The sequence below is a fragment of the Brevundimonas sp. LjRoot202 genome (genome assembly GCF_964253355.1).
In the GTDB taxonomy this organism is placed as follows: Bacteria; Pseudomonadota; Alphaproteobacteria; order Caulobacterales; family Caulobacteraceae; genus Brevundimonas.
Map to the genome: position 1 here is coordinate 23,369 of NZ_CAXUQW020000010.1, position 21,595 is coordinate 44,963.

A 21,595-nucleotide genomic window follows, 5' to 3' on the forward strand; every position below is an offset into this window, starting at 1 on the left:
GCGCGCGCCCGGACGCATATTCATTGGGCGCGAGAGGCCGCATGGCTAAGGAAGAACTGCTCGAGTTTCCCGGCACCGTCAGCGAACTGCTGCCGAACGCCACGTTTCGCGTGACGCTCGAGAATGACCACGAGATCATCGCCCACACCGCGGGCAAGATGCGCAAGAACCGCATCCGCGTGCTGGCCGGCGACAAGGTCCTGGTCGAGATGACGCCCTACGACCTGACCAAGGGCCGCATCACCTACCGCTTCAAGTAAGGGGACGCGCGTTGTCGCGTCCCGAACTGGTGCTGGCGTCGGCCAGTCCGCGCCGCGTGGAATTGCTGGCGCTGGTCGGCATCACGCCCGACCGCATCGAACCCGCCGACATCGACGAAACGCCGCTGAAGGACGAGACGCCGCCGCGCCTCGCCGCCCGCCTCGCGCGCGGAAAGGCCGAGGTGGTCGCCGCCCGCGCGCCGGACGCCGTGGTTCTGGCGGCCGACACGGTGGTGGCGGTGGGCCGCCGGCTGCTGGAGAAGGCGGCCGACGAGGCGGAGGCGGTGCGCTTCCTGAAGCTGATCTCCGGACGCAACCACCGGGTCTTCACCGGCGTCGCCGTCGCGGCCGGGGGGACGATCCGGCACCGGGTGGTCGAGGCGCGGGTGTCGTTCAAGGCGCTGTCCGACGCAGAGATCGCCGCCTATGTCCGCTCGGGCGAATGGCGCGGCAAGGCCGGGGGCTACGGCATCCAGGGCCGGGCAGGGGCCTTCGTGACCCGAATCGTGGGCAGCTATCCCGCCATCGTCGGCCTGCCGCTGCACGAGACGGTCAACCTGCTGGCCGGAGCCGGCTGGCGGGCCGGGTGAGCGAGCTCGAAGTCTTTCTGGACGACACGCCCGGCGAGGTCCGGGGCATGGTCGTCCGGAACGGCCGTTTCGAGCGCCTCCTAATACAGAGAGAGAGCGACCTGCCGCAGCACCGGCTCGGGGCCGGCTCGATCGGCCGGGTCGCCGCCGTCGATCCGGGGCTGAAAGGGGCGTTCGTCGACCTCGGCGCACCGGAGCCGTTCGGTTTCCTGCCGTTGCGCAAGAGCGACCGGGTCGCGGTCGGCCAGAAGGTCGAGGTCGAGGTCTCGGCCGAGCCGCGCGAACAGAAGGGCCCGGCCCTGCGCCTGATCGGGGCGGGGGAGGGCGAGCCACGCCTGCTGCGCGCGGCGCCCGCTGTGGCGGAGACGCTGGCGCGGCTGGCGCCCGGGGCCGGGGTCCAGACCGGGGCGGCGGCGATGCGCGCGAGCCTCGAGGCGGAGGAGGAGGCGCTGGCGCCGGGGGCGCTATTCGCGCATCTGGGCGTCCGCCTGTCGGTGGAGCGGACGCGGGCGCTGGTGGCGGTGGACATCGACCACGCCGCCGCGCCGGGGCGCGACGGGCGGCGCGACAAGGGACGGGCGAATCGAGACGGGCTGATGCAGGCGGCGCGGATGATCCGGCTGAAGGGCTGGGGCGGGCTGGCGGTCATCGACCTGGTCGGGACCGGTCACGACGGCGCGGCGATGCTGGCGGCGGCGAAGGCGGCGTTCGGGGACGACCCGGAGATCGCCTATGGGCCGGTCAACCGCTTCGGGGTGCTGATGCTGTCCCTGCCGTGGCGGACCACGCCGCTCGAGGAGCGGCTGAACGGGCCGGACGGCCGGCCGACGGTGGAGACGCGGGCGATCGAGGCGGTGCGGCGGCTGGCGTTGGCGCTGGCGGCCGACATGGCGGCGCCCTATCTGACGCTGCGCTGTCCGCCGGCGATCGCCGCCATGGCGGAGTCGCTGGCGGCGCGGCTCGGCCCGCGGGCGAGGGTGAAGGCCGATCCGGCGCTGCCGGGCGGCGTGGAAATCGACGAAGGCTGAATCGATGGCGACCTGTCCCATTTGCCGGCGCGCGCCGGCGGACGAGAAATACAAGCCGTTCTGCTCCAAACGCTGCGCCGACGTGGATCTGCAGCGCTGGTTCGCCGGCTCCTATGCGATCCCCGGGGCGTCGGACGAGACCCCGCCCGACGAGGACGCCGAAGGCTGACAAGACCGCTGGACACCTGAAAACGGCTCGCCTATAGACGCCGCTCTCGCGAATGGACGCCTCGCCTGGGTAGCTCAGTTGGTAGAGCAGCGGATTGAAAATCCGCGTGTCGGTGGTTCGAATCCGCCCCCAGGCACCATCGCTTTTCGGCCTCGCCGGAAATCGGCGTCCACCCATCATGAAATTGTCGCTTTCAGCCCCAATCCTCGGTGTTGGACGCGCTTCCTCCCTCGCAAGGGGAAAAGCGCGGCTGCGCACTTGACGCTCTGATAAGCGTTCGCCAAAGGGAGCGGGACCGCTTTCCTTGGCGAGCGGTCGGCGGAAGCGGGATTCAAACGGGTCCCACCGCCGTCGACATCGCCCCGGAGGCCGACAGGCAACCGGAAGCGTCAGGAGGCGTTCCGCAGACCGGGGTTCGATAAAACCCCGCGCTGCAGACGAGATTTTCATGGGGGGACGGTCGTCGTCTGCGGCCGTTCCTCAGGGTTCCACGAGTCAGACCAAAAAAGCAGGAACTGGCGAACTATGCTCGATATCAAGAAGACCAACATCCTCCTGGCCATGGCCGGCGCCGCCGTGCTGATGGCCGGTACGCCGGTCCTCGCGCAGGATGCCCCCGCCCCGGCCGCTCCGGCGACCGCCGAAGCTCCGACCGCCACCGACGCGGTCGTGGCCCCCGCGGACGCGGCTCCGGCCGCTGAAGCCGCCCCGGCCGCCGCTGACGCCGAACCGGCCGAAAGCCACGGCAAGCTCACCCCGGCCAAGATGTTCATGGACGCGGACATCGTCGTTAAGGTCGTCATGATCGGCCTGCTGCTCGCCTCGGTGTTCACCTGGGTGATCCTGCTCATCAAGCTGTTCGAGTTCGGCGCCCTGAACCGCACCACCGACCGCTTCCTGGAATCCTTCCGTCAGACCCGCACGATCGCCGACATGCGTCGCGTGGCCACTTCGGAAGAGTTCGAAGGCAACCCGCTGGCCGACATGGCCGCCGCCGCGACCGACGAAGTCGAGCTGTCGCGTCAGGCCGGCCTTTCGGTCACCGGCGATCACCGCGACTCCGCGATCAACCGCGCCCAGGCCGCCGTTTCGGCCGTTCAGTCGGGCATGGCCAAGCGCCTCTCGGGCGGCCAGCAGTTCATGGCCTCCGTCGGCTCGACCGCTCCGTTCATCGGTCTGTTCGGCACCGTTTACGGCGTCATGAACTCGTTCATCGGCATCGCGAACACCAACACGACCAACCTGGCCTCGGTCGCCCCGGGTATCTCGGAAGCGCTGCTGGCCACGGGTATCGGCCTGTTCGCGGCCATCCCGGCGGTTATCTTCTACAACTACTTCAACACCCGCATCGCGGCCTACGGCACCCGTTCGGACGGCTTCAACGCCGAGCTGATGAACGCCGTGTCGCGTAACCTCGATAAGGGGGCGTAACCCGGATGGCCGCCAAACTCTCCGGTGGCGGCGGCGGCAAGTACGCCATCGAGCAGAACAGCGAGATTAACGTCACGCCGTTCGTGGACATCATGCTTGTCCTGCTCATCATCTTCATGGTGGCGGCTCCGCTGGCCACCGTGTCGGTGGTGGTGAAACTGCCGGTCGCGGTCGCCGAGCCGCAAGAGAACCCGCCCAAGCCCTTCTTTGTGTCGATCCAGGCGGACTCCCGGGTCTACATCGGCGACAACGAGATCCTGGGCGGCCCCGACGCCGTCGGTGGGGAACTGCTCGGTCTGATCGGCAACAAGACGCCCTCAGACGAGCGGATCTTCATCCGCTCGGATCAGACGACCCGGTACGGTGATTTCATGCAGGTCATGAATTCGCTTCAGGACAGTGGTTTCTACAGCGTCGCCCTGGTCGGCGAAGAGCAGACGACGAAGTAGGAGCGGTGAGAACATGACAGACGTCGAATATCATCGCAGTCGCTACGACCCGCCGAAAGCGAAGGGCCTCTTTGGCGTCCCTCCGCATGTGTTCATCGCCAGCGTCGTGGTGGTGTGCCTGTTGTTCGGGTTGCTGGCCTTCTATTTCGTCAACGCCCAGTTCAAGCTGCGTGAGATCAGCTATTCGGACGACGCGGTCGACGTCGAGCTGATCGAACCGATCCCGCCGCCGCCTCCGCCCCCGCCGCCGCCGCCGCCGCCGCCCGAAACGGCGCCGCCGCCCAAGCTGCAGGTGCGGGTCCCGGCTCCTCTTCCGGTGACTCTGCCGGTGCCGCCGCTTCCGGTGCCGCCGACGCCGAAGGAAGACCGGATCGCCTCGACGATCCCGCCGGGCCGCATCGACGGACCGGTGACGATCCCGCTGCCGCCTCCGCCGCCGAAGCCGTCGGTGATCACCAACCCGAGCTGGGCGCGTCAGCCGCAAGGCGAGTTCCCGGAACGGGCCCTGTCCCGCGGCGTGGAAAGCGCGAGGGTGGAGCTGAACTGCCTCGTCGCTCCGAGCGGCTCCATGTCGGACTGCCGGATCGTGTCGGAAGAACCTTCCGGCATGGGCTTCGGACAGGCGGCCATGGCCGGCACCCGTCGCGCGCGGCTTTCGCCCCGCACCGTCGACGGCGCGGCGACCGGCGCCCGGGTGACCTTCACCACCCGGTTCCAGGCGCCGCAGTAAGACAGTCCCTCGGGACCCATACGACGAACGCCCCGGCCCATCGGCCGGGGCGTTTTCGTTTGGGCCGGGCTCCGGATCGGTCGGGCGGGCGCAGATCGAGGGTCAAGCCCCGGGGCCTGCTGCGGGACTTCCCCATTTTTGACGGAAGCGGCGGAGCATTACAGCGTTCTCAGGCGTTGTCCGGCGAAGCTGAACACGGAGCCCGCCCCATGAACCGCCCCCTCATCCTCGCCCTCGCCGCGACCGCCGCCCTGTCGACGGCGGCCTGCGCCTATAACGAGACCCTTGGCCGAAGCCAGTTCCTCATCGTCGACGACGCCGCCCTGACACAGCAGTCCGACGCGGCCTGGGCGCAGGCGCTGCGCACCCAGCCGACGTCCAGCGACGCGACCGCCAACGCCCGGGTCCGCCGCGTGGGGGGGCGTATCGTCGAGGCGGCCGGCCTGACCGATCGAAGCTGGGATTACGCGGTCTTCGTCAGCGAGAGGCCGAACGCCTTCGTCCTGCCCTCGGGCAAGATCGGGGTGACCACCGGCCTGCTGTCCCTGGTCCGCAACGACGATCAACTGGCCGCCGTGCTGGGCCATGAGGTCGGGCACGTCGTGGCCCGCCACGCCGCCGAGCGTTATTCCTCCACGGCCGCGACCAGCCTGGTCCTGAGCGGCGTCCAGAGCGCCGCCGGCGACTACGCCCAGGCGGCGGGCGCGATCGGGGGGCTCGGCGCCCAGCTGGGCGTGCTGCTGCCGTTCTCGCGGCGGCACGAGCTGGAGGCCGACCGCCTCGGCGTCGACTACATGCAGCGCGCCGGCTTCCGGCCGTCCGAGGCCCTCGCCCTGTGGCGTCTGATGGCCGGACAGCGGCAGGGCTCGACCCCCGAGTTCGCCTCGACCCATCCGTCGGACGCCAGCCGGATCGCGGCGCTGGAGCAGTATATCGAGAGCCAGGGGTGGAGCTGATCGCAGGCGCGCGGCGGAGTAGGGATTAGGGATTGGGGAATAGGGATTGGGCCTGCCCCCACCACCGTGATCCCCGGTCGTGACCCAAGGATCGCAGAAAAGAAAACAGGTCGGGTGAGGACCTAATCCCTAATCCCTGCTCCCTAATCCCTACCCGCTTGATCAGCGGGCGAGACACGGCTAGACACCGCCCTCGCGTCGCCCCTTAGTGCGGGCCTGCGCCGCCTTAGCTCAGTTGGTTAGAGCGCCGGTTTGTGGAACCGGAGGTCCTCAGTTCAAGCCTGAGAGGCGGTACCATCCTCCCGGAGTTGGAGCGCGTCACGGCATGACCGACACGCCGCCGGCCTGGGACCCCGATCAGTATCTCCGCTTCGAAGGTCAGCGCGACCGCGCCGCGTTGGACTTGATGGCGCGTCTGCCCGAGGGCGTGACGCCGGCCGAGATCTGGGACCTCGGCTGCGGCGCGGGGCAGCACGCGGCCTGGCTGAAAAGCCGCTATCCGGACGCGCGGGTGCACGGGCTGGATTCCAGCGAGGCCATGCTGGCCGAAGCGCGGGCGCGGGACGCGGATATCGACTGGCGGACGGGCGACATCGCCGGCTGGAGTCCGGATCGGCCCGTGGATCTGATCTGGGCCAACGCCTCGCTGCACTGGCTGCCCGACCATCAGACCCTGCTGCGTCGGCTGACGGCCCATCTGTCGGCGGGCGGCGTCCTCGCCGTGCAGATGCCGATGGCTCATGAAACCCGGCACCATCGGCTGATGCGCCAGGTCGCCGGCGAGGGGCCATGGGCGGCGGCCCTGGCGGGCGTGGCGACGGTGGCGCCGCTGCTGGAGCCGGAGGCGTATTATTCCGTGCTGGCCGAGGCCGGCGGCGACATCGATGTCTGGTCGACCACCTATCTGCAGGCGCTGACCGGGCCGGGCGCGGTGCTGGAGTGGATGAAGGGCACGGCGTTGCGGCCGTTCCTCGCCGCCCTGCCGGACGCGGTCATGCGGACGGCTTTTCTCGACGCGCTCGGCGCGCGGCTTTCCGGGGCGTTTCCCCGACGGCCGGACGGGGTGACGCTGATGCCGTTTCCGCGTCTGTTTCTGGTGGCGCGGAAGCGCTGAGCGGCGCGGGGCGGCGCAGGTGGGTGACGGGCCTGTCGAGCCCGTCCAGGGCGGCGCGCGTGGCGCGATAGCCGGCCTCCACCCCGGGATCGAACCCCTTCCAGTCGCGGATATCGATGCCGTCGGGGGTCGGCTGGATCAGCAGGTCGGTGGCGGCGCGCGAGCTCTCGAGGTCGGCGTCCGTGGTCAGGGTGGCCGAGCGCATCAGGATCGAGACGATCGGCGGGCCCCGGCGCCACGCGCCGGTGGCGATCAGCCGCCAGATCGACGGCGGATGCTCGATCGTCTCGGCATCGACCCCCCGGGTCTGGGACATGTCGACACCGATGATCGGGCCGGTGTTCATCTGGCGCATCACCTCGGCCGGCAGGTTCTTCAGCACCGCGCCGTCGACCAGCACCTGGCCGTCGATGACCACCGGCGGCAGGATGCCGGGGATGGAGATCGAGGCGCGCATGGCCCGACGCATCAGGCCGCGTCGGTGCACCTCGATGCGGCCGCTGGTCAGGTTGGTCGAGACGGCGAAGAAGGGGCGGTGCAGGTCGGCCAGGTCGACGTCGCCGTAGGCCTCCTCGAGCAGGCGGTCGACCTTCTTCGCGCGGGTCATGGCCAGCATGGGGAAGGCGAGGTCGGACAGGGGGTCGCTCTGGACGAAGGCCTTGCGGATCCGCGCCTCCAGTTCTTCCTGCGACCAGTCCAGGGCCGGGCCGGCGGCGATCACGGCGCCCATCGACGAACCGCCGACGAAGTCGATCGGCACGCCCGCCTCGCGCAGGGCCTTCAGCGCGCCGATGTGGGAATAGGCCCGGGCGCCGCCGCCCGACATGACCACGCCCACGGCCGAGCCGGTGATGACCCGGCCCATCCACTCGGCGTCGGCCTGGTCGCCCTCGACGGCCTGGAACCAGCGTCCGGGGTTGACGGCGTCGAGCCAGACGGCGGTGTTGGCGGGACGGGCCATACGCGGGTCGCGCAGCAGGATCAGGTCTGTGCGGCGCTGGGCGTCCAGCACGCCGGCGTGGGGCAGGGGCCGGTTGGGCGGGGCCATCAGGCCGGCCCCGACGACGAAGACGCGGTCGACCTGGCGGGCGCACAGGGCGGCCCAGGCCGGCTCGTCCATCTCGGCGACGTAGAGGACGAAATCGTGGGCGTCCTCGACCCGGCTGAACCATTCGGAGGCCGAGGTCAGGGCGGACTGGTCGATGACCTGGCAGGTGAAGCCGTCGGCCTCGATGGCGGCGGCGATGCGCTCGACGAAGGCGCGGATGGGGCGCGACCGGGCCGAGAGGAAGCCGAACACGCTGGGCTCGCCGCCGCCCGAGCGACGATCGCGGGCGCGCTGGATCATCAGGCGGGACAGCTCGACCATCAGGTCGGGCTCGGTGCGGGCGGCCTCGAAGAAGGCGTCGCGGGGCAGGGCCAGCACCTCGGAGTCGCGCAGGGCGACGAGGTCGGCCGTGTGCTCGGTGCCGGCCAGCATCGCCATCTCGCCGGCGGGCTCGCCGGGGCGGATCACGCCGACGAACTGCGGCGGCCGGTCCTCGTCGCCATCGCGGCGGAACACGCCGAGGCGGCCCGAGCGCAGCAGGTAGAGGGTGTCGGCGACATCGCCTTCGGCGAACAGGGTCTCGCCGCCGGTCAGGGCGAACCAGCTGGCGCGGGTGTTCTTGCCGCCCTCGAAGATGCGGTGCAGGGCGTCTTCCAGCCGATCGGAGCGGGCGGGGGGCATGGCGGGAGGTTAGGCGGAGTCGGAGGCGGGTGGCGAGGGGCGGGTCGTCACCACGCCCCCATCTCCCGCAGCCGCTTGGCCAGATCCTCCGGAACCTCGCCGGCGTCGAGCGAGGACAGGTCCATGGGCGCGTCCTTCGGCTCCAGATAGCGCCAGCCCTGGAAGGGGCGGCGGGCCTGGGGAGCGGTGCGGATGACCTCGGGCGACAGCTTGATGTGGCACATGCTGGCCTTGCCCTCGCCCTTGGTGGAGATGTCGAGGATCGGCAGGCGGCAGACCACCGACCCCTTCATCACCCAGTAGAGGGACCCCCCGTCCTCGAGCTCGGCGGCGCGCTTGGGCGTCATTCGCGTATGGACGGTCAGCCACTCGCCCTTGGCGGCGCGGCGCTCCAGCGTCTCGACCTTGGCGACGCCGACGCAGAGCTTGATCATGTGGAGGGTGGTCATGAAGCCGCCGTTCACCAGCCCGAGGTCGGCTCCGACGCCGGCGCTTCGCCGCCGCTCCACCGTTGGACCACCTCGTCGATCGGACCCATGGAACGCCCCTCGTCGATGAGAGCCTGCCCGCAGCGCTCGCCGTGATCGATCAGGACATCACGGCCGGAGTTGTTGGCGGCGGTCACGACATGGGTGCGCCAGTCGACATCGGGACGCCGCCCCTCCAGACGGCCGATGAAATAGTAGAAGCCGAGCGCGGCCGCGTTGGCGTCCTCGCCCTGCGCCGCGACGGCGATGTAGGCGACGGCGCAGGTCACATCGTCCCTGTAGGCTTGGTCGAGCGGCGGGCTCTGCGGCGTTCGGGCCAGAGCCCCGCCGGCGGTCAGGGCCAGCGCGAGGCCGGCGATCAGGATGCGCTTCATTCTTTCCCCTCCGGTTTGACGGTCGCCAGCACAGCGCCGTCGATGACCTGGTCGCCCACCGCGACCGTGATTTCACCCACCATGCCGTCGAACGGCGCGACGAGGGCGTGCTCCATCTTCATCGCTTCCAGCACGACGATGGGCTGACCTTTCGTGACGGTGTCGCCCGGCTTGGCCGGCGTGGCGACGATCTTGCCGGGCATGGGCGCGCGGAGGGAGCCGTCGGAGGCGGGGCCGGAGGCGGAGGCGCCGTAGCGGGGTCGGGTAACGAGGACCGCCGTGCCTGCATCGAAGAGCACCAGGTCTTCTCCGATCCGGTTCTGCCCGAATTCGCGTTCGCCGACGAAGACGGATCCGTGGCCCCATTCGCCGTAGAGGTACTGGGCGGCCCGGATGGATTCACCTTCGCCAACCAGCCATGTGGAATTGTTCGTCTGAGCGGAGATCGCATTCTTCTCCACGCTTCGCCCGTCAACGGAGACCACCCAACGGGACCGGGGCTCGCCGTTCAGCCTGAATCCCGAAGCCCCGGTGGTGGCGTCCCAAGGGCCGAAATCGTTGCCGATCAGGTGGCCGGGTTCGTAGTGATGCTGGGCGAAGAGCGTGACAGCCGCGATATCGCGTTCCTCGTCAGGCCGATCCGCGAGTTCGGTTTCTTCCGCGGCGATGAACCCCGTATCGACATCGCCTTCAACGAACCGCGGGTGCTCCAGGCAGCGGACGAGGAAGCCGGCGTTGGTCCTCACCGGCCAGACCTCGACGGAGGCGCAGGCGTCGGCAAGGGCTTCAGCGGCGGCCTCCCGCGTGTCTTCGTGAACGATCAGCTTGGCGATCATCGGGTCGTAGAACTGGCTGACCTCGCCGCCCTGTTCGACGCCGGTGTCGATGCGGGCGTCTTCGGGCATCCGGAAATGATCGAGCTTGCCGATGCTCGGCAGGAAGCCGTTGGCCGGGTCCTCGGCGTAGAGGCGGGCCTCCATGGCCCAGCCGTTGAGGGGGATGTCGGCCTGTTTGAGCGGGATCGGTTCGCCGGCCGCGACGCGGAACTGCCATTCGACCAGGTCGACGCCGGTGACGGCCTCGGTGACCGGGTGTTCGACCTGCAGCCGGGTGTTCATCTCCATGAACCAGATGCGGTCGGCCTTGAGGCCGTCGGAGGCGTCGGCGATGAATTCGATGGTGCCGGCGCCCTCGTAGTTCACGGCGCGGGCGGCGCGGACGGCGGCGTCGGTGACGGCCTTGCGCGTGGCGGCGTCCATGCCGGGAGCGGGGGCCTCCTCGATGACCTTCTGGTGGCGGCGCTGCAGGGAGCAGTCGCGTTCGTGGAGGTGGACGACGGTTCCGTGCTGGTCGCCGAACACCTGCACCTCGATGTGGCGGGGGCGGGTGATGTAGCTCTCGATCAGGACGCGGGGGTCGCCGAAGGAGGACTGGCCCTCGCGGCGGGCGCTGGCGAGGCCGTCGGCGAAGTCCTCCGGCCGGTCGACGCGCTTCATGCCCTTGCCGCCGCCGCCGGCGACAGCCTTGATCAGGACAGGGTAGCCGATGCGGGCGGCCTCGGCGGTCAGGGTTTCGTCGGACTGGTCCTCGCCCTGATAGCCGGGCGTGACCGGCACGCCGGCCTCGATCATCAGCTTCTTGGCGGCGTCCTTGAGGCCCATGGCCCGGATGGAGGCGGGCTTGGGGCCGATCCAGACGATGCCGGCGGCGGCGACCGCCTCGGCGAAGTCGGCGTTCTCGCTGAGGAAGCCGTAGCCCGGGTGAATGGCCTCGGCGCCGGTCTGCTTCGCAGCGGCGAGCACCTTGGCGGCGTCGAGGTAGGACTCGCGGGCCGGGGCGGGGCCGATCAGCACCGCCTCGTCGGCTTCGCGGACGTGCGGGGCCTGCGCGTCGGCCTCGGAATAGACGGCGATGGTGCGCAGGCCCATGCGGCGGGCGGTGCGGAACACGCGGCAGGCGATCTCGCCGCGATTGGCGACCAGGACGGATTTGAACATGGTCCGTTCCTAGCGGGACTTTTCGGCGCCGCCTACTCCGCCCAGCGCGGCTTGCGCTTGTCGAGGTAGGCGCGGACGCCTTCCTGGCCTTCTTCGGAGACGCGGGCGTGGGCGATGCGGCGGGCGGTGTCCTCCATCAGGCCGTGGTCGATCTTCTGGCCGGCGACGTCGTTGACCAGACGCTTGGCGTCGCCCATGGCGCCGGGGGCGTTGGCGGTCAGGCTGTCGGTCAGCATGGAGATGAACTCCTCGACTGAGCCCTCGGGCAGGACCATGTCGATCAGGCCCGCGTGGGCGGCGTAGTCGGCGTCGAAAATGTTGGCGGTCAGGAACAACTGGCGGCCGCGGCGAGCGCCGACGGCCTCGACCACATAGGGGGCGATGGTCGCCGGGATCAGGCCCAGCTTGACCTCGGAGAAGGCGAAGCGGGTGCCCTCGACGGCGACCGCCATGTCGCAGGCGGCGACGATTCCGGCCCCGCCGCCCATGGCCGCGCCCTCGACGACGGCCACCGTCAGGGCCGGGATGTCGTGCAGGGCCTTGAGCATCTTCGCCAGACCCATGGCGTCGGACCGGTTGTCGCCCTCGGACCAGTCGGCGGCGTCGCGCATCCAGCCGAGATCGGCCCCGGCGCTGAAGGTGCCGCCGGCGCCGCGGATGAAGACCACGCGAACCCGGTCGGCGCCCTGCAGGGTTTCGAAGGCCTCGTAGAGGGCGGCGACGGTGGCGGCGTCGAAGGCGTTCTTCTTGGCCGGCCGGTTGATGGTGACGAAGACCACGCCGTCGGTGGTGGAATCGATCTGCACCAGGTCGTCATTGGCGTCCGGCGCCGGATCGGCCAGCAGGGGGTGGGCGATGGCGTTGATGCCGGCCGCCTCGGCGTCGGTGACGTCGAGGGCGTTGAGGTCGGCTTCGGTCGGCTTGCGGTCGGTCATGGTGGTCTCCGGGTGCTGCAGCGATATAACGCGTTCGAGCCCGAACGGAACATGGAGCCGACGCCATGGCGACCAGCGCGACCGACCGCATCCGCCGGACGAGCGTGGCCAGCGTCCACGTCCACTACGTCGCCAAGGCGGAGAAGAAGGGTCGGGGGCGGGCCGAGGTGGACGAAGTGATCCGCTGGCTGACCGGCTATTCGCAGGCGCAGCTGGAGGCGCTGCTGGCGGCGAAGACCGACTTCGAGACCTTCTTCGCCGGGGCGCCGGCGATGAACCCGAACCGGACGCTGATCACGGGGATGATCTGCGGCTATCGGGTCGAGGAGATCGAGGACCCGTTCATGCGGGAGCTGCGGTATCTCGACAAGCTGGTGGACGAGGTGAGCAAGGGGAAGGCGATGGAGAAGGTGCTGCGGGCGGCGGGCTAGTCCTTCTCCCCTCGGGGGAGAAGGTGGGCGGCGGAGCCGCTCGGATGAGGGGGCCGGCGCCGCATCTCTGAAACCCGAAGGCGGATCGCGTCGAGAAGGATGTTCGGATTGCGCAGGAAGGCTTCGTTGTCCGACCGCAGTACGAAAAACCCTGCTTCCGTGATCAGCCGTTCCCGCTCTGCGTCCTCGACGATCCTGAGATCGTGGACGCCGCCGTCCAGTTCGATGACCAGCCTAAGCTCCGGGTAGAGGAAATCGACGATCTTTCCGGCGACGGGCGCCTGCCGTCGGAACTTGAGGCCTTCGAAGCGGCGGCTCCGCAGAAGCGTCCAGAGCTGGTCTTCAGCGCCGGTGGTTTCAGCGCGGAGGCGACGGGCGCGGCGGGTCCTGTCTCCGGTCTGGTGCATGAGGCCGGCGTCCCCCTCATCCGCCCCTCCGGGGCACCTTCTCCCCCGAGGGGAGAAGGAAGCGTATCACATCCGGAACACGCCGAAGGTCGTCTCGGGGATCGGCGCATTCAGCGACGCGCTGATCGCCAGCCCCAGTACGTCCCGCGTCTGCACCGGGTCGATGACGCCGTCGTCCCAGAGGCGGGCGGTGGCGTGGTACGGATTGCCCTCGTCCTCGTATTTCTGGCGCACGGGGGCCTTGAAGGCTTCGGCCTCCTCGGGCGTCCAGGTGTCGGCGTCGCGGTGGACGGTGGCGAGGACGGCGGCGGCCTGTTCTCCGCCCATGACGCTGATCCGGCTGTTGGGCCAGGTGAACAGGAAGCGGGGGCTGAAGGCGCGGCCGCACATGCCGTAGTTGCCGGCGCCGAAGCTGCCGCCGATCAGGACGGTGAATTTGGGGACCTCGGCCGAGGCGACGGCGGTGACCAGTTTGGCGCCGTTCTTGGCGATGCCCTCGGCCTCGTACTTGCCGCCGACCATGAAGCCCGAGATGTTCTGCAGGAAGACCAGCGGGATCTTCCGCTTGCAGGCCAGTTCGATGAAGTGGGCGCCCTTGAGCGCGCTCTCCGAGAACAACACGCCGTTGTTGGCGAGGATGGCGACCGGATAGCCCCAGAGGCGGGCGAAGCCGCAGACCAGGGTCGTGCCGTACAGCGCCTTGAACTCGTCGAACTCCGAGCCGTCGACGAGGCGGGCGATGACCTCGCGCACGTCATAGGGGGCGCGGACGTCGTCGGGGATGAGGCCGTACAGCTCCTCGGCGTCGAAGGCCGGGGCCTTGGGCTCACGCACGTCGAGATCGACGCGCTTCACCGTGTTCAGGCTGTCGACGATGGTGCGGACGATCTCCAGCGCGTGCTCGTCGTTCTCGGCGACGTAGTCGACCACGCCGGACTTGCGGCCGTGGGTCTCGGCCCCGCCCAGCTCCTCGGCCGAGATGACCTCGCCGGTGGCGGCCTTCACCAGCGGGGGGCCGGCGAGGAAGATGGTGCCCTGTTCGCGGACGATCACGGTCTCGTCCGACATGGCCGGGACGTAGGCGCCGCCGGCGGTGCAGGAACCCATGACGCAGGCGATCTGGGGGATCGACTTGGCCGACATGCGCGCCTGGTTGAAGAAGATGCGGCCGAAATGGTCGCGGTCGGGGAAGACCTCGGCCTGGTGGGGCAGGTTGGCGCCGCCGGAATCGACCAGGTAGACGCAGGGCAGGTTGTTCTGTTCGGCGATTTCCTGGGCCCGCAGGTGCTTCTTCACCGTCATCGGGAAATAGGCGCCGCCCTTCACCGTCGGGTCGTTGGCGACGATCATCACCTCGCGGCCCGAGACCCGGCCGACGCCGCAGATCATGCCCGCGCCGGGCGCCTCCCCCTTATACATGTCGCCGGCCGCCAGCTGGCCGATCTCGAGGAAGGGCGAGCCGGGGTCGAGCAGGCGTTCGACGCGGTCCCGGGGGAGGAGCTTGCCGCGGGCGACGTGGCGTTCGCGGGATTTCTCGGGCCCGCCGAGCGCGGCCTGGGCGACGCGGGCGCGCAGCTCGTCGCGCAGGGCGCGGTTGTGGGTGTCCAGCGCCTTGAAGGCCGGGCTGTTGGGATCGATGGCGGACGTCAGCTTGGGCATGGAGTGGGTTTAGGGTGGTTGCGAGCCGCGTTCCATACCCTTTGCTTTCGTCATCCTCCGGCAAGCCGCCCTTGCGGCGCAGACCGGGGGACCCAGCGGCGCGCGCGAGCGCGACCCTGCCGGGACCGCTGCTGTTCACAACATCCTGCCTGAACAGATCGCCTTCGGCGCCGCTGGGTCCCCCGGTCTCGCTACGCTCGCCGGAGGATGACGAAAGCAATGAGAAGCTGGGCTTATGCCACCCGTTCCAAACCGCGCTTGACCGCGGCCAATCCCCGTGGCCTGTCGCGCGGCCCATGTTCGCTCTCAGCCCCCAGACCCGCGCCACCCTGAAAGACCTGCTGCACCTCGCGTGGCCGGTGGTGCTGGCGCGCATCGGCATCATGACCATGGGGCTGACCGACGTGATCGTGGTCGGCAACTACTCGGGCCTGGAGCTGGCCTACAGTTCGCTGGCGCTGGCGCCGACGGCGATCGTGGTGACCACGGCGGTCGGGCTGATGATGGGGGTGCAGGTGATGACCGCCCGCTTCCTCGGCGAGGGGCGGCGGGCCGAGGTCGGGGCGGTGCTGCGTCGCGGCGTGAGCTATTCGCTGCAGCTCGGGATCGCCTCGATGATCGCGATGATCCTGATCGGGCCGTGGGCGCTGCGCCACATGGGGCTGGCCGACGGGCTGGGCGAGGGGGCGTCGCCGGTTCTGGTGGTCTTCGCCCTGTCGATGCCCGGCTATCTGGTCAGCGTCGCGGCCCAGTTCTTCCTCGAGGCCATGCACCGGCCGCGCGCCGGCATGTGGGCCATGTGGGTGGCCAACGGCATCAACCTGGCGCTGAACCTGCTGCTGGTGCCCGACCTGCTGGGGATCGGTCTGGACGGGGCCGTGGCCTCGGCCTGGGCGACCTTCTTCGCGCGGACCTCGCTGGCGGTGTTCCTGATCGTCTACATCGTGCGCCTGCCCGAGGCGCGGGGGCTGGGCGTGTTCGACCGCCCGACGCGCGACCGCGCCGCCGAGCGCGAGCAGCGCAAGATCGGCTACGGGGCCGGGTCGAGCTATTTCATCGAGGTCGGCGCCTTCGCGGCCATGACCTTCATCGCCGGCCAGCTGGGAGCGATCGAGACGGCGGCCTGGACCATCGTGCTCAACGTCTCGGCCATCGTCTTCATGGTCCCGATGGGGTTGTCGGCGGCGACGGCGGTGCTGGTCGGGCGGGCCTACGGCGCCGGGGACGGACGCGGGGTGCTGCGCGCCGGGCTGGTCGGCATCGCGGTGGTCAGCGCCTTGACGCTGCTCGTCGCGCTGGTGCTGTGGCCGACGGCCCCGCTGGTGGCCAGCGCCTACAACCGCGACCCGGCCCTGCTGGCGGTGGTGATACCGGCGCTGGTGCTGGCGACCCTGTTCTTCGTCGCCGACGGCATCCAGGTGGTCTCGGCCTCGGCCAACCGCGCGGCGGGCGACGTCTGGTGGCCGACGATCCTGCATTTCGGAGCCTACACCCTGGTGATGATGCCGCTGGGCTGGTGGCTGGCGCACGAGATCGGCGTCGACGGCCTCGTCTGGGCGGTGATCATCGCCAGCCTGGTGTCCTCGGTGCTGCTGACCGGACGGTTCGTGCGGGTGGCGCGGCGGCTGCCGGGCTGACGCGTCAGAACTTTCCGAACACGTAGCGGCACGGCGCGCCGCCGTTCAGGACGTCGCCCAGGTTGAAACCCTGGAGCACCAGCCGGCTCCCGCCGGCCTGGACCTCGACCGCGCCCTCAAGCCGGGCGTTCGCGCCGGGATGGCGATTGCCGCCGGTGATCTCCAGCGCCAGATGTCCCGCCGCCGCGTCCCAGGTGAAGTCGCCCCAGTAGTCGGTGTAGGTCTCGAACGGCTGCCAGGTCACCGAGAAGCGGCCGGTCGGCCCGAAGACCAATTCCCTGATCGGCCGGGCGGGCTCTTCGGCCTCGCCGCAGTCGACCTCCGCCTGGCTGTACCGGCCGGTCAGCACGACCTCGTCCCGACCGACGATGCGGGTTTCGTAGCGGGCGGGTTGGCCGGGGGTCTGCGCTTCGAGGGTCAGGGTCGCTCCGGCGGGCGCGTCGGGTGCGACCGTCAGGCTGGAGCCGTCGGCCGAAACCGAGGCGGCTCCGGCGGGCGTGATCCGCCAGTCCGACAGGCATCCCGTCGGCATGGGGTCCGGCGTGAGGTCTCCGGAGGCTCGTCCGAGGATGGACCCGGCCTTGATCGGCACGGTGTCGCCCTGGCGGACCACCTCGGCGTCGATCCACACCGCGACCGGATGGTAGCGGAACGGCGCGCACTCTTCAGACAGGGATGGCCCGGCCGACTGGGCGGCGGCGGAACTCGCCGCGAGAACGCCGAACGCGGTCAGGGCGGCGGACAGGATGTGATGGCGCATGGTCCCTCCTCTTGACCAGTGTGCACGATCCTGGACGCCGGGCGAGCCCTCCAATCCTGACCGAGGCGCGAAGTCAGGGTGGCGGCGTGTTCGCCGGGCGCCGCGTGAAGCGCAGCGTATTGCCGTCGGGATCGTCGACGTAGAACTCCCGCGTGCCCCAGGTCTGGTCCAGCGGCCCTTGATGCACCGGCGATTCCGCGCGGCGCGACGGATCGAGCCCCCGGGCGCGGAACGTCGCGAACAGGGTGTCGACCTCCGGGACATCGATGACGATCGCCTGACCGAAGACGCCGTCGCCCCTGTGGCTGGAGAGGTGCAGCACGTCGCCGCCCCGCGTCAGCCAGGCGAACCCCGGATCGGTCAGTTCCGACCATTCCCGCCGCACCTCGAAATCGAGCACCCCGGTGTAGAATTCCACCGAGTGGGCGATGGCGCTGCATTTGACGGTGGGAATGATCGCCATGCACGCCAGTATAGGCGTCACAAGGTGACGTGTCCCCAATCGGACTCTATATCCGTGGCCTCCCCAAGCTTTCCGGATTCCCATGGCCCGCATCCTGATCACCTCGGCCCTGCCGTACATCAACGGCATCAAGCATCTGGGGAACCTCGCGGGCTCGATGCTGCCGGCCGACGTCTATGCGCGGTTCAGGCGGGCGCAGGGGCATGAGGTGCTCTATATCTGCGCCACCGACGAGCACGGCACACCCGCCGAACTGGCCGCCGCCGCCGCCGGTCAGGACGTGCGCGCCTACTGCGACGAACAGCACGAGATCCAGAAGGCGGCCGGCGAGCGGTTCGGCCTGAGTTACGACTGGTTCGGCCGTTCGTCGAACGCGCCCAACCACCGCCTGACCCAGCATTTCGCCGACGTCCTCGAGAAGAACGGCCTGATCGAGGAGCGGGTCGACCGGATGATCTATTCGGTCGACGACGCGCGCTTCCTGCCCGACCGCTACGTGGAGGGGACGTGTCCGCACTGCGGCTACGTCGGCGCGCGCGGGGACCAGTGCGACAACTGCGGGCGGCTGCTCGACCCGACCGACCTGATCGATCCCTATTCGGCGGTGTCGGGGTCGAGGAACCTCGAGGCGCGCGATACCCGCCACCTCTATCTGCTGCAGACCAGGCTGGCCGACCGCATCCGCAGCTGGATCGAGTCGAAGACCGACTGGCAGACGCTGGCGAAGTCGATCGCGCTGAAGCATCTCGACGAGGGGCTGATCGACCGCGGCATCACCCGCGACCTGAAATGGGGCGTGCCGGTGGTGGGGCCCGACGGCGGGCCGCGGCCCGGCATGGAGGGCAAGGTCTTCTACGTCTGGTTCGACGCCCCGATCGAATACATCGGCGCGACGGAAGAGTGGGCCGACGCGACGGGGCGGACCTGGCGCGACTGGTGGCGCACCGACGAGGGCGCCGACGACGTCCGCTATGTCCAGTTCATGGGCAAGGACAACGTCGCCTTCCACACCGTCAGCTTCCCCGCGACGATCCTGGGCTCCGGCGAGCCGTGGAAGACGGTCGACACCCTCAAGGCCTTCAACTGGCTGAACTGGTACGGCGGGAAGTTCTCGACCAGCCAGAAGCGCGGCGTGTTCATGGACCAGGCGCTGGAGCTGCTGCCGGCCGACTACTGGCGCTGGCGGCTGACGGCCTATGGGCCGGAGCATTCGGACTCGGCCTTCACCTGGGAGGACTTCCAGGCCTCGACCAACAAGGACCTGGCCGACGTGCTGGGCAATTTCGTCAACCGCATCGTCAAGTTCGCGGAGTCGAAGTTCGACGGCGTCGTGCCGGATGCGGGCGAGCCGGCGCCGCTGGAGGCGAAGCTGGAGGCCGACCTGGCCGCCGGGATCGCCGAGGCGACGGCGGCCTTCGAGGCGATGGAGTTCCGCAAGGCCTGCCAGGCCCTGCGCGCGGTCTGGGTGCTGGGCAACGAATATCTGCAGGAGGCGGCGCCGTGGACCGCCTTCAAGACCGACGTGGACCGGGCGGCGGTCGGGGTGCGCACCGGGCTGAACCTGGTCGCCCTGTTCGCGCGGCTGGCGGCGCCGGTGATGCCGTTCTCGGCGGCGAAGATCGCGGCGGCGGTGGGGGCGACGGACCTGTCGTGGCCGTCGACGGGCGAGGCGCTGCTCGACACGCTGCCGCGCGGTCAGGCCGTGGCGGCGGCCGGCGTGCTGTTCACCAAGATCGAGGACGCCCAGGTGGCGGAATGGTCGGAGCGGTTCGGCGGGGCCGAGGGGTAGCGCTCCGCCCGCTCAGGGGACCGGCGCCGGGGCCGTCGCGGCGCCGCCCGGCGGGACCGCGGGCGGTTCCGCCTTCTGTTCGTCCGGCGTGCCGCGCTGGAATTCCTCGACCTCTTCCGCCGAGATCTCGAGGAAGGCCGGGGCCGAGGCGTTGAAGGTCTCGGTGTTTCCGGTCCGCACCACCACCGAGCGCGCGCCGTCCCAGATCATGTGCAGGGCGACGTACAGCACGATGACCAGGCCGACGTAGCCGATCCAGCGGTGCTTGTTGAGCAGGCGGGCGATGAAGGTGGCGGCGATCCCCATCAGGGCGATCGACAGCACCAGGCCGAAGACCATGATCATCGGGTGGTCGTGGGCCGCGCCGGCCACGGCCAGCACATTGTCCAGCGACATGGTGACGTCGGCGATCATGATCTGCAGCAGGGCGGCGCCGAAGCTCTTGCGCTTCAGCCCCAGTTCCTCGGGCGACGGGCCCTTGCCGTGTTCGATGGCGAGGGCCAGCTCCAGCTCGTGCTCGGCCTCGGCTTGGTCGTGGGTGGCCTGTTCGCGCAGTTCACGCCACATCTTCCAGCACACCCACAGCAGCAGGATGCCGCCGGCGAGAAGCAGGCCGATGATGGCCAGCAGCTGGACGGTGATCAGGGCGAAGCCGATGCGCAGCACCACGGCGGCGGCCAGACCGATCAGGATGGCCTTGCGGCGCAGTTCGGTCGGCAGGGCGGCGGCGGCGAGGCCGACGGCGACGGCGTTGTCGCCGGCCAGCACCAGGTCGATCATCAGCACCTGGCCGAGGGCGGCCAGCTGGGAGGTGAGTTCGGGAGAGCTCAGAAATTCCATGGTCGCGCTCTAGGGCAGGGGAGGGCCGTTCGGCAAGCCGCGTGGCGTCTTTCAGGTTCGGCCTTGCGCGCGCCCCGCCTCGTAAAGGGCGACGGCGGCGGCGTTGGAGACGTTCAGGCTCTCGAACCCGCCGGGCATGGGGATCCGGGCCATGACGTCGCAGTGCTCGGCCACGAGGCGGCGGAGACCGTCGCCCTCCGACCCCATGACCAGCACGGTCGGGCGGCCGTCGAGCGCCTGCTCCAGCGTCTGTTCCGCCGCCCCGTCCAGACCGACGGCGCGCCAGCCGAGGTCGGCCAGGGTCTCGAGCGCCCGGCTCAGATTGGTGACCCGCGCGCACGGCAGCCGCTCGGTCGCTCCGGCGGAGGCCTTGGCCAGCGCGCCCGCCAGCGCCGGGGAGTGGCGGTCCTGCACCACGATGCCGCGCGCCCCGAAGGCCAGGGCCGAGCGGAAGATGGCCCCGACGTTCTGCGGATCGGTCAGCTGGTCGAGCATGACGATGACGCCCGAGGCGGGATCGGCGATGTCCTCGAGCGCCACGCCTTCCAGGGGCTGGACCTTGAAGGCCAGGCCCTGGTGCACGGCGCCGGCGGGCAGCATGCGGGCCAGCGCCGGACCGTCGACGATCTCGACCTTGTGCCCGTGCGGGGCCAGCCGCTCGCGCTCGATCTCGGCGGCGCGGTCCTCGGTGGCGAGCAGCCGGCCCATGCCCTTGCGGGCGGGGTTGGCCAAGGCCGCGAGCACCGGGTGGCGGCCCCACAGCCAGTTGTCGGCGTCGACCTTGGGCTTGCGCTCGCGCGGCCCGGAATCACCCGCCGCGCGGGCCGGCGGATTGGGGGTCCAACCCCGGTTTTTCGGGCCTTCGGGAGGGCCCCGGAAGCCTTGCTTTTTACCGGTTTTCCGGTCGTTGCGTTCTCTGGTCGACGACACTATAAGACGCCCTCCGATTTGGGGCCCAAGGGCATTCCGGGTCAGGCGCTTCCTCTAAACCAGGGTTTGCCGGACTTCGAAGGCTTTTGTTCGAAAACGGTCTTTTGACCGCTTTCGGGCGTTCCGGATCGGTCTTCACATCGCGCGCGGGGGAATGTCCCGAGCGGCAAAGGGGGCGGACTGTAAATCCGCTGCGTAAGCTTCGCAGGTTCGAGTCCTGCTTCCCCCACCACGCGCTGATGGAGACCGACGGGAACGGACCTCGAGGAGGCCGGTTGCGGAGGGGTGACCCGACGCAGTCTCCGCGCGGGTATAGTACAATGGTAGTACAGCAGCCTTCCAAGCTGAATATGTCGGTTCGATTCCGTCTACCCGCTCCAGAATTCTCTCGCTGACCACCGCCCACCTTGGGCCACAGGAGTTTTGGCC

General features: G+C 69.8%; 22 protein-coding genes, 4 tRNA genes and 1 pseudogene. 16 read left to right on the top strand and 11 right to left on the bottom strand.

Features of this window, described 5'->3' with window-relative positions:
- The first annotated feature begins 41 nt into the window (after positions 1-41).
- The 11 genes and pseudogenes from infA to ACSQ1L_RS13500 form a co-directional block, all read left to right on the top strand.
- Complete coding sequence (gene infA / locus ACSQ1L_RS13450) at positions 42-260, top strand: translation initiation factor IF-1 (protein ID WP_008261544.1); 219 nt, start codon at positions 42-44, stop codon at positions 258-260.
- An 11-nt stretch (positions 261-271) separates the two neighbouring features.
- Positions 272-850 (top strand): Maf family protein, encoded by a 579-nt coding sequence (locus ACSQ1L_RS13455; protein ID WP_435995434.1) that lies wholly within the window; start codon positions 272-274, stop codon positions 848-850.
- Positions 847-1,878, top strand: coding sequence for a hypothetical protein (locus ACSQ1L_RS13460; protein WP_435995436.1), 1,032 nt, complete (start codon positions 847-849; stop codon positions 1,876-1,878). The genes ACSQ1L_RS13455 and ACSQ1L_RS13460 overlap by 4 nt, the downstream gene beginning before the upstream one ends.
- 4 nt (positions 1,879-1,882) lie before the next feature.
- Complete coding sequence (locus ACSQ1L_RS13465) at positions 1,883-2,047, top strand: DNA gyrase inhibitor YacG (RefSeq protein ID WP_435995438.1); 165 nt, start codon at positions 1,883-1,885, stop codon at positions 2,045-2,047.
- A gap of 63 nt (positions 2,048-2,110) precedes the next feature.
- Positions 2,111-2,186: transfer RNA gene (locus tag ACSQ1L_RS13470), tRNA-Phe, on the top strand.
- Positions 2,187-2,572: 386 nt separating this feature from the next.
- Positions 2,573-3,478, top strand: a complete 906-nt coding sequence (gene exbB, locus ACSQ1L_RS13475) for a tonB-system energizer ExbB (RefSeq protein WP_435995440.1) — start codon at positions 2,573-2,575, stop codon at positions 3,476-3,478.
- Positions 3,479-3,483: 5 nt separating this feature from the next.
- Positions 3,484-3,927 carry a biopolymer transporter ExbD gene (locus ACSQ1L_RS13480; protein ID WP_435995442.1) on the top strand — a complete coding sequence of 148 codons (444 nt, stop codon included), beginning with the start codon at positions 3,484-3,486 and terminating at the stop codon, positions 3,925-3,927.
- A 13-nt stretch (positions 3,928-3,940) separates the two neighbouring features.
- On the top strand, positions 3,941-4,657 hold the full coding sequence (locus ACSQ1L_RS13485; RefSeq protein ID WP_435995444.1) for a TonB family protein: 717 nt from the start codon (positions 3,941-3,943) through the stop codon (positions 4,655-4,657).
- Between the two features lie 209 nt (positions 4,658-4,866).
- Positions 4,867-5,613, top strand: a complete 747-nt coding sequence (locus ACSQ1L_RS13490; RefSeq protein WP_435995446.1) for a M48 family metallopeptidase — start codon at positions 4,867-4,869, stop codon at positions 5,611-5,613.
- Positions 5,614-5,833: 220 nt separating this feature from the next.
- Positions 5,834-5,910 (top strand) — tRNA-His (locus tag ACSQ1L_RS13495).
- Positions 5,911-5,938: 28 nt separating this feature from the next.
- Positions 5,939-6,376, top strand: a pseudogene (locus ACSQ1L_RS13500) (methyltransferase domain-containing protein); the annotation flags it as partial.
- Positions 6,377-6,605: 229 nt separating this feature from the next.
- Here the strand turns inward: ACSQ1L_RS13500 and ACSQ1L_RS13505 are convergent.
- Genes ACSQ1L_RS13505 through ACSQ1L_RS13525 form a run of 5 tightly spaced genes read right to left on the bottom strand, consistent with a single transcriptional unit; the run spans position 6,606 to position 12,250 of the window.
- Positions 6,606-8,456, bottom strand: coding sequence for a patatin-like phospholipase family protein (locus ACSQ1L_RS13505; RefSeq protein ID WP_435995448.1), 1,851 nt, complete (start codon positions 8,454-8,456; stop codon positions 6,606-6,608).
- 47 nt (positions 8,457-8,503) lie between these two features.
- The gene (locus ACSQ1L_RS13510) at positions 8,504-8,905 is read right to left on the bottom strand and encodes a DUF1489 family protein (RefSeq protein ID WP_435995450.1); all 402 of its coding nucleotides are present in this window, start codon (positions 8,903-8,905) and stop codon (positions 8,504-8,506) included.
- An 11-nt stretch (positions 8,906-8,916) separates the two neighbouring features.
- Positions 8,917-9,318: a hypothetical protein gene (locus tag ACSQ1L_RS13515; RefSeq protein WP_435995452.1), complete on the bottom strand. Its 402-nt coding sequence runs from the start codon at positions 9,316-9,318 to the stop codon at positions 8,917-8,919.
- Positions 9,315-11,315, bottom strand: coding sequence for a biotin carboxylase N-terminal domain-containing protein (locus ACSQ1L_RS13520; RefSeq protein WP_435995454.1), 2,001 nt, complete (start codon positions 11,313-11,315; stop codon positions 9,315-9,317). The genes ACSQ1L_RS13515 and ACSQ1L_RS13520 overlap by 4 nt, the downstream gene beginning before the upstream one ends.
- Positions 11,316-11,347: 32 nt before the next feature.
- Complete coding sequence (locus tag ACSQ1L_RS13525; protein WP_435995456.1) at positions 11,348-12,250, bottom strand: enoyl-CoA hydratase-related protein; 903 nt, start codon at positions 12,248-12,250, stop codon at positions 11,348-11,350.
- A 65-nt stretch (positions 12,251-12,315) separates the two neighbouring features.
- Here ACSQ1L_RS13525 and ACSQ1L_RS13530 point away from each other — a divergent pair, with 65 nt between their 5' ends.
- A complete protein-coding gene (locus ACSQ1L_RS13530) occupies positions 12,316-12,681 on the top strand; it encodes a DUF2200 domain-containing protein (protein WP_435995458.1) in 366 nt (121 codons plus the stop codon).
- Here the strand turns inward: ACSQ1L_RS13530 and ACSQ1L_RS13535 are convergent.
- Both ACSQ1L_RS13535 and ACSQ1L_RS13540 read right to left on the bottom strand, forming a co-directional pair.
- On the bottom strand, positions 12,678-13,088 hold the full coding sequence (locus ACSQ1L_RS13535) for an endonuclease domain-containing protein (RefSeq protein ID WP_435995460.1): 411 nt from the start codon (positions 13,086-13,088) through the stop codon (positions 12,678-12,680). The genes ACSQ1L_RS13530 and ACSQ1L_RS13535 overlap by 4 nt on opposite strands.
- A gap of 66 nt (positions 13,089-13,154) precedes the next feature.
- A complete protein-coding gene (locus ACSQ1L_RS13540; RefSeq protein WP_435995472.1) occupies positions 13,155-14,747 on the bottom strand; it encodes a carboxyl transferase domain-containing protein in 1,593 nt (530 codons plus the stop codon).
- A gap of 296 nt (positions 14,748-15,043) precedes the next feature.
- Here ACSQ1L_RS13540 and ACSQ1L_RS13545 point away from each other — a divergent pair, with 296 nt between their 5' ends.
- Positions 15,044-16,384, top strand: a complete 1,341-nt coding sequence (locus ACSQ1L_RS13545; RefSeq protein ID WP_435995474.1) for an MATE family efflux transporter — start codon at positions 15,044-15,046, stop codon at positions 16,382-16,384.
- 4 nt (positions 16,385-16,388) lie between these two features.
- Here ACSQ1L_RS13545 and ACSQ1L_RS13550 read toward each other — a convergent pair whose 3' ends face one another.
- Together ACSQ1L_RS13550 and ACSQ1L_RS13555 are read right to left on the bottom strand one after the other, a co-directional pair.
- On the bottom strand, positions 16,389-17,144 hold the full coding sequence (locus tag ACSQ1L_RS13550) for a hypothetical protein (RefSeq protein WP_435995476.1): 756 nt from the start codon (positions 17,142-17,144) through the stop codon (positions 16,389-16,391).
- 73 nt (positions 17,145-17,217) lie between these two features.
- Complete coding sequence (locus ACSQ1L_RS13555; RefSeq protein ID WP_435995478.1) at positions 17,218-17,607, bottom strand: glyoxalase superfamily protein; 390 nt, start codon at positions 17,605-17,607, stop codon at positions 17,218-17,220.
- An 82-nt stretch (positions 17,608-17,689) separates the two neighbouring features.
- On the opposite strand from ACSQ1L_RS13555, the gene metG reads away from it, so the two are divergent.
- On the top strand, positions 17,690-19,396 hold the full coding sequence (gene metG / locus ACSQ1L_RS13560; RefSeq protein ID WP_435995480.1) for a methionine--tRNA ligase: 1,707 nt from the start codon (positions 17,690-17,692) through the stop codon (positions 19,394-19,396).
- 12 nt (positions 19,397-19,408) lie between these two features.
- Here the strand turns inward: metG and ACSQ1L_RS13565 are convergent, their stop codons facing one another.
- Both ACSQ1L_RS13565 and rlmB read right to left on the bottom strand, forming a co-directional pair.
- A complete protein-coding gene (locus tag ACSQ1L_RS13565) occupies positions 19,409-20,236 on the bottom strand; it encodes a TerC family protein (RefSeq protein ID WP_435995481.1) in 828 nt (275 codons plus the stop codon).
- A 51-nt stretch (positions 20,237-20,287) separates the two neighbouring features.
- Positions 20,288-21,166, bottom strand: coding sequence for a 23S rRNA (guanosine(2251)-2'-O)-methyltransferase RlmB (gene rlmB / locus ACSQ1L_RS13570; RefSeq protein ID WP_435995483.1), 879 nt, complete (start codon positions 21,164-21,166; stop codon positions 20,288-20,290).
- Between the two features lie 148 nt (positions 21,167-21,314).
- On the opposite strand from rlmB, the gene ACSQ1L_RS13575 reads away from it, so the two are divergent.
- A tRNA-Tyr gene (locus ACSQ1L_RS13575) sits at positions 21,315-21,398 on the top strand.
- A gap of 74 nt (positions 21,399-21,472) precedes the next feature.
- A tRNA-Gly gene (locus ACSQ1L_RS13580) sits at positions 21,473-21,546 on the top strand.
- The last annotated feature ends 49 nt before the right edge of the window (positions 21,547-21,595 follow it).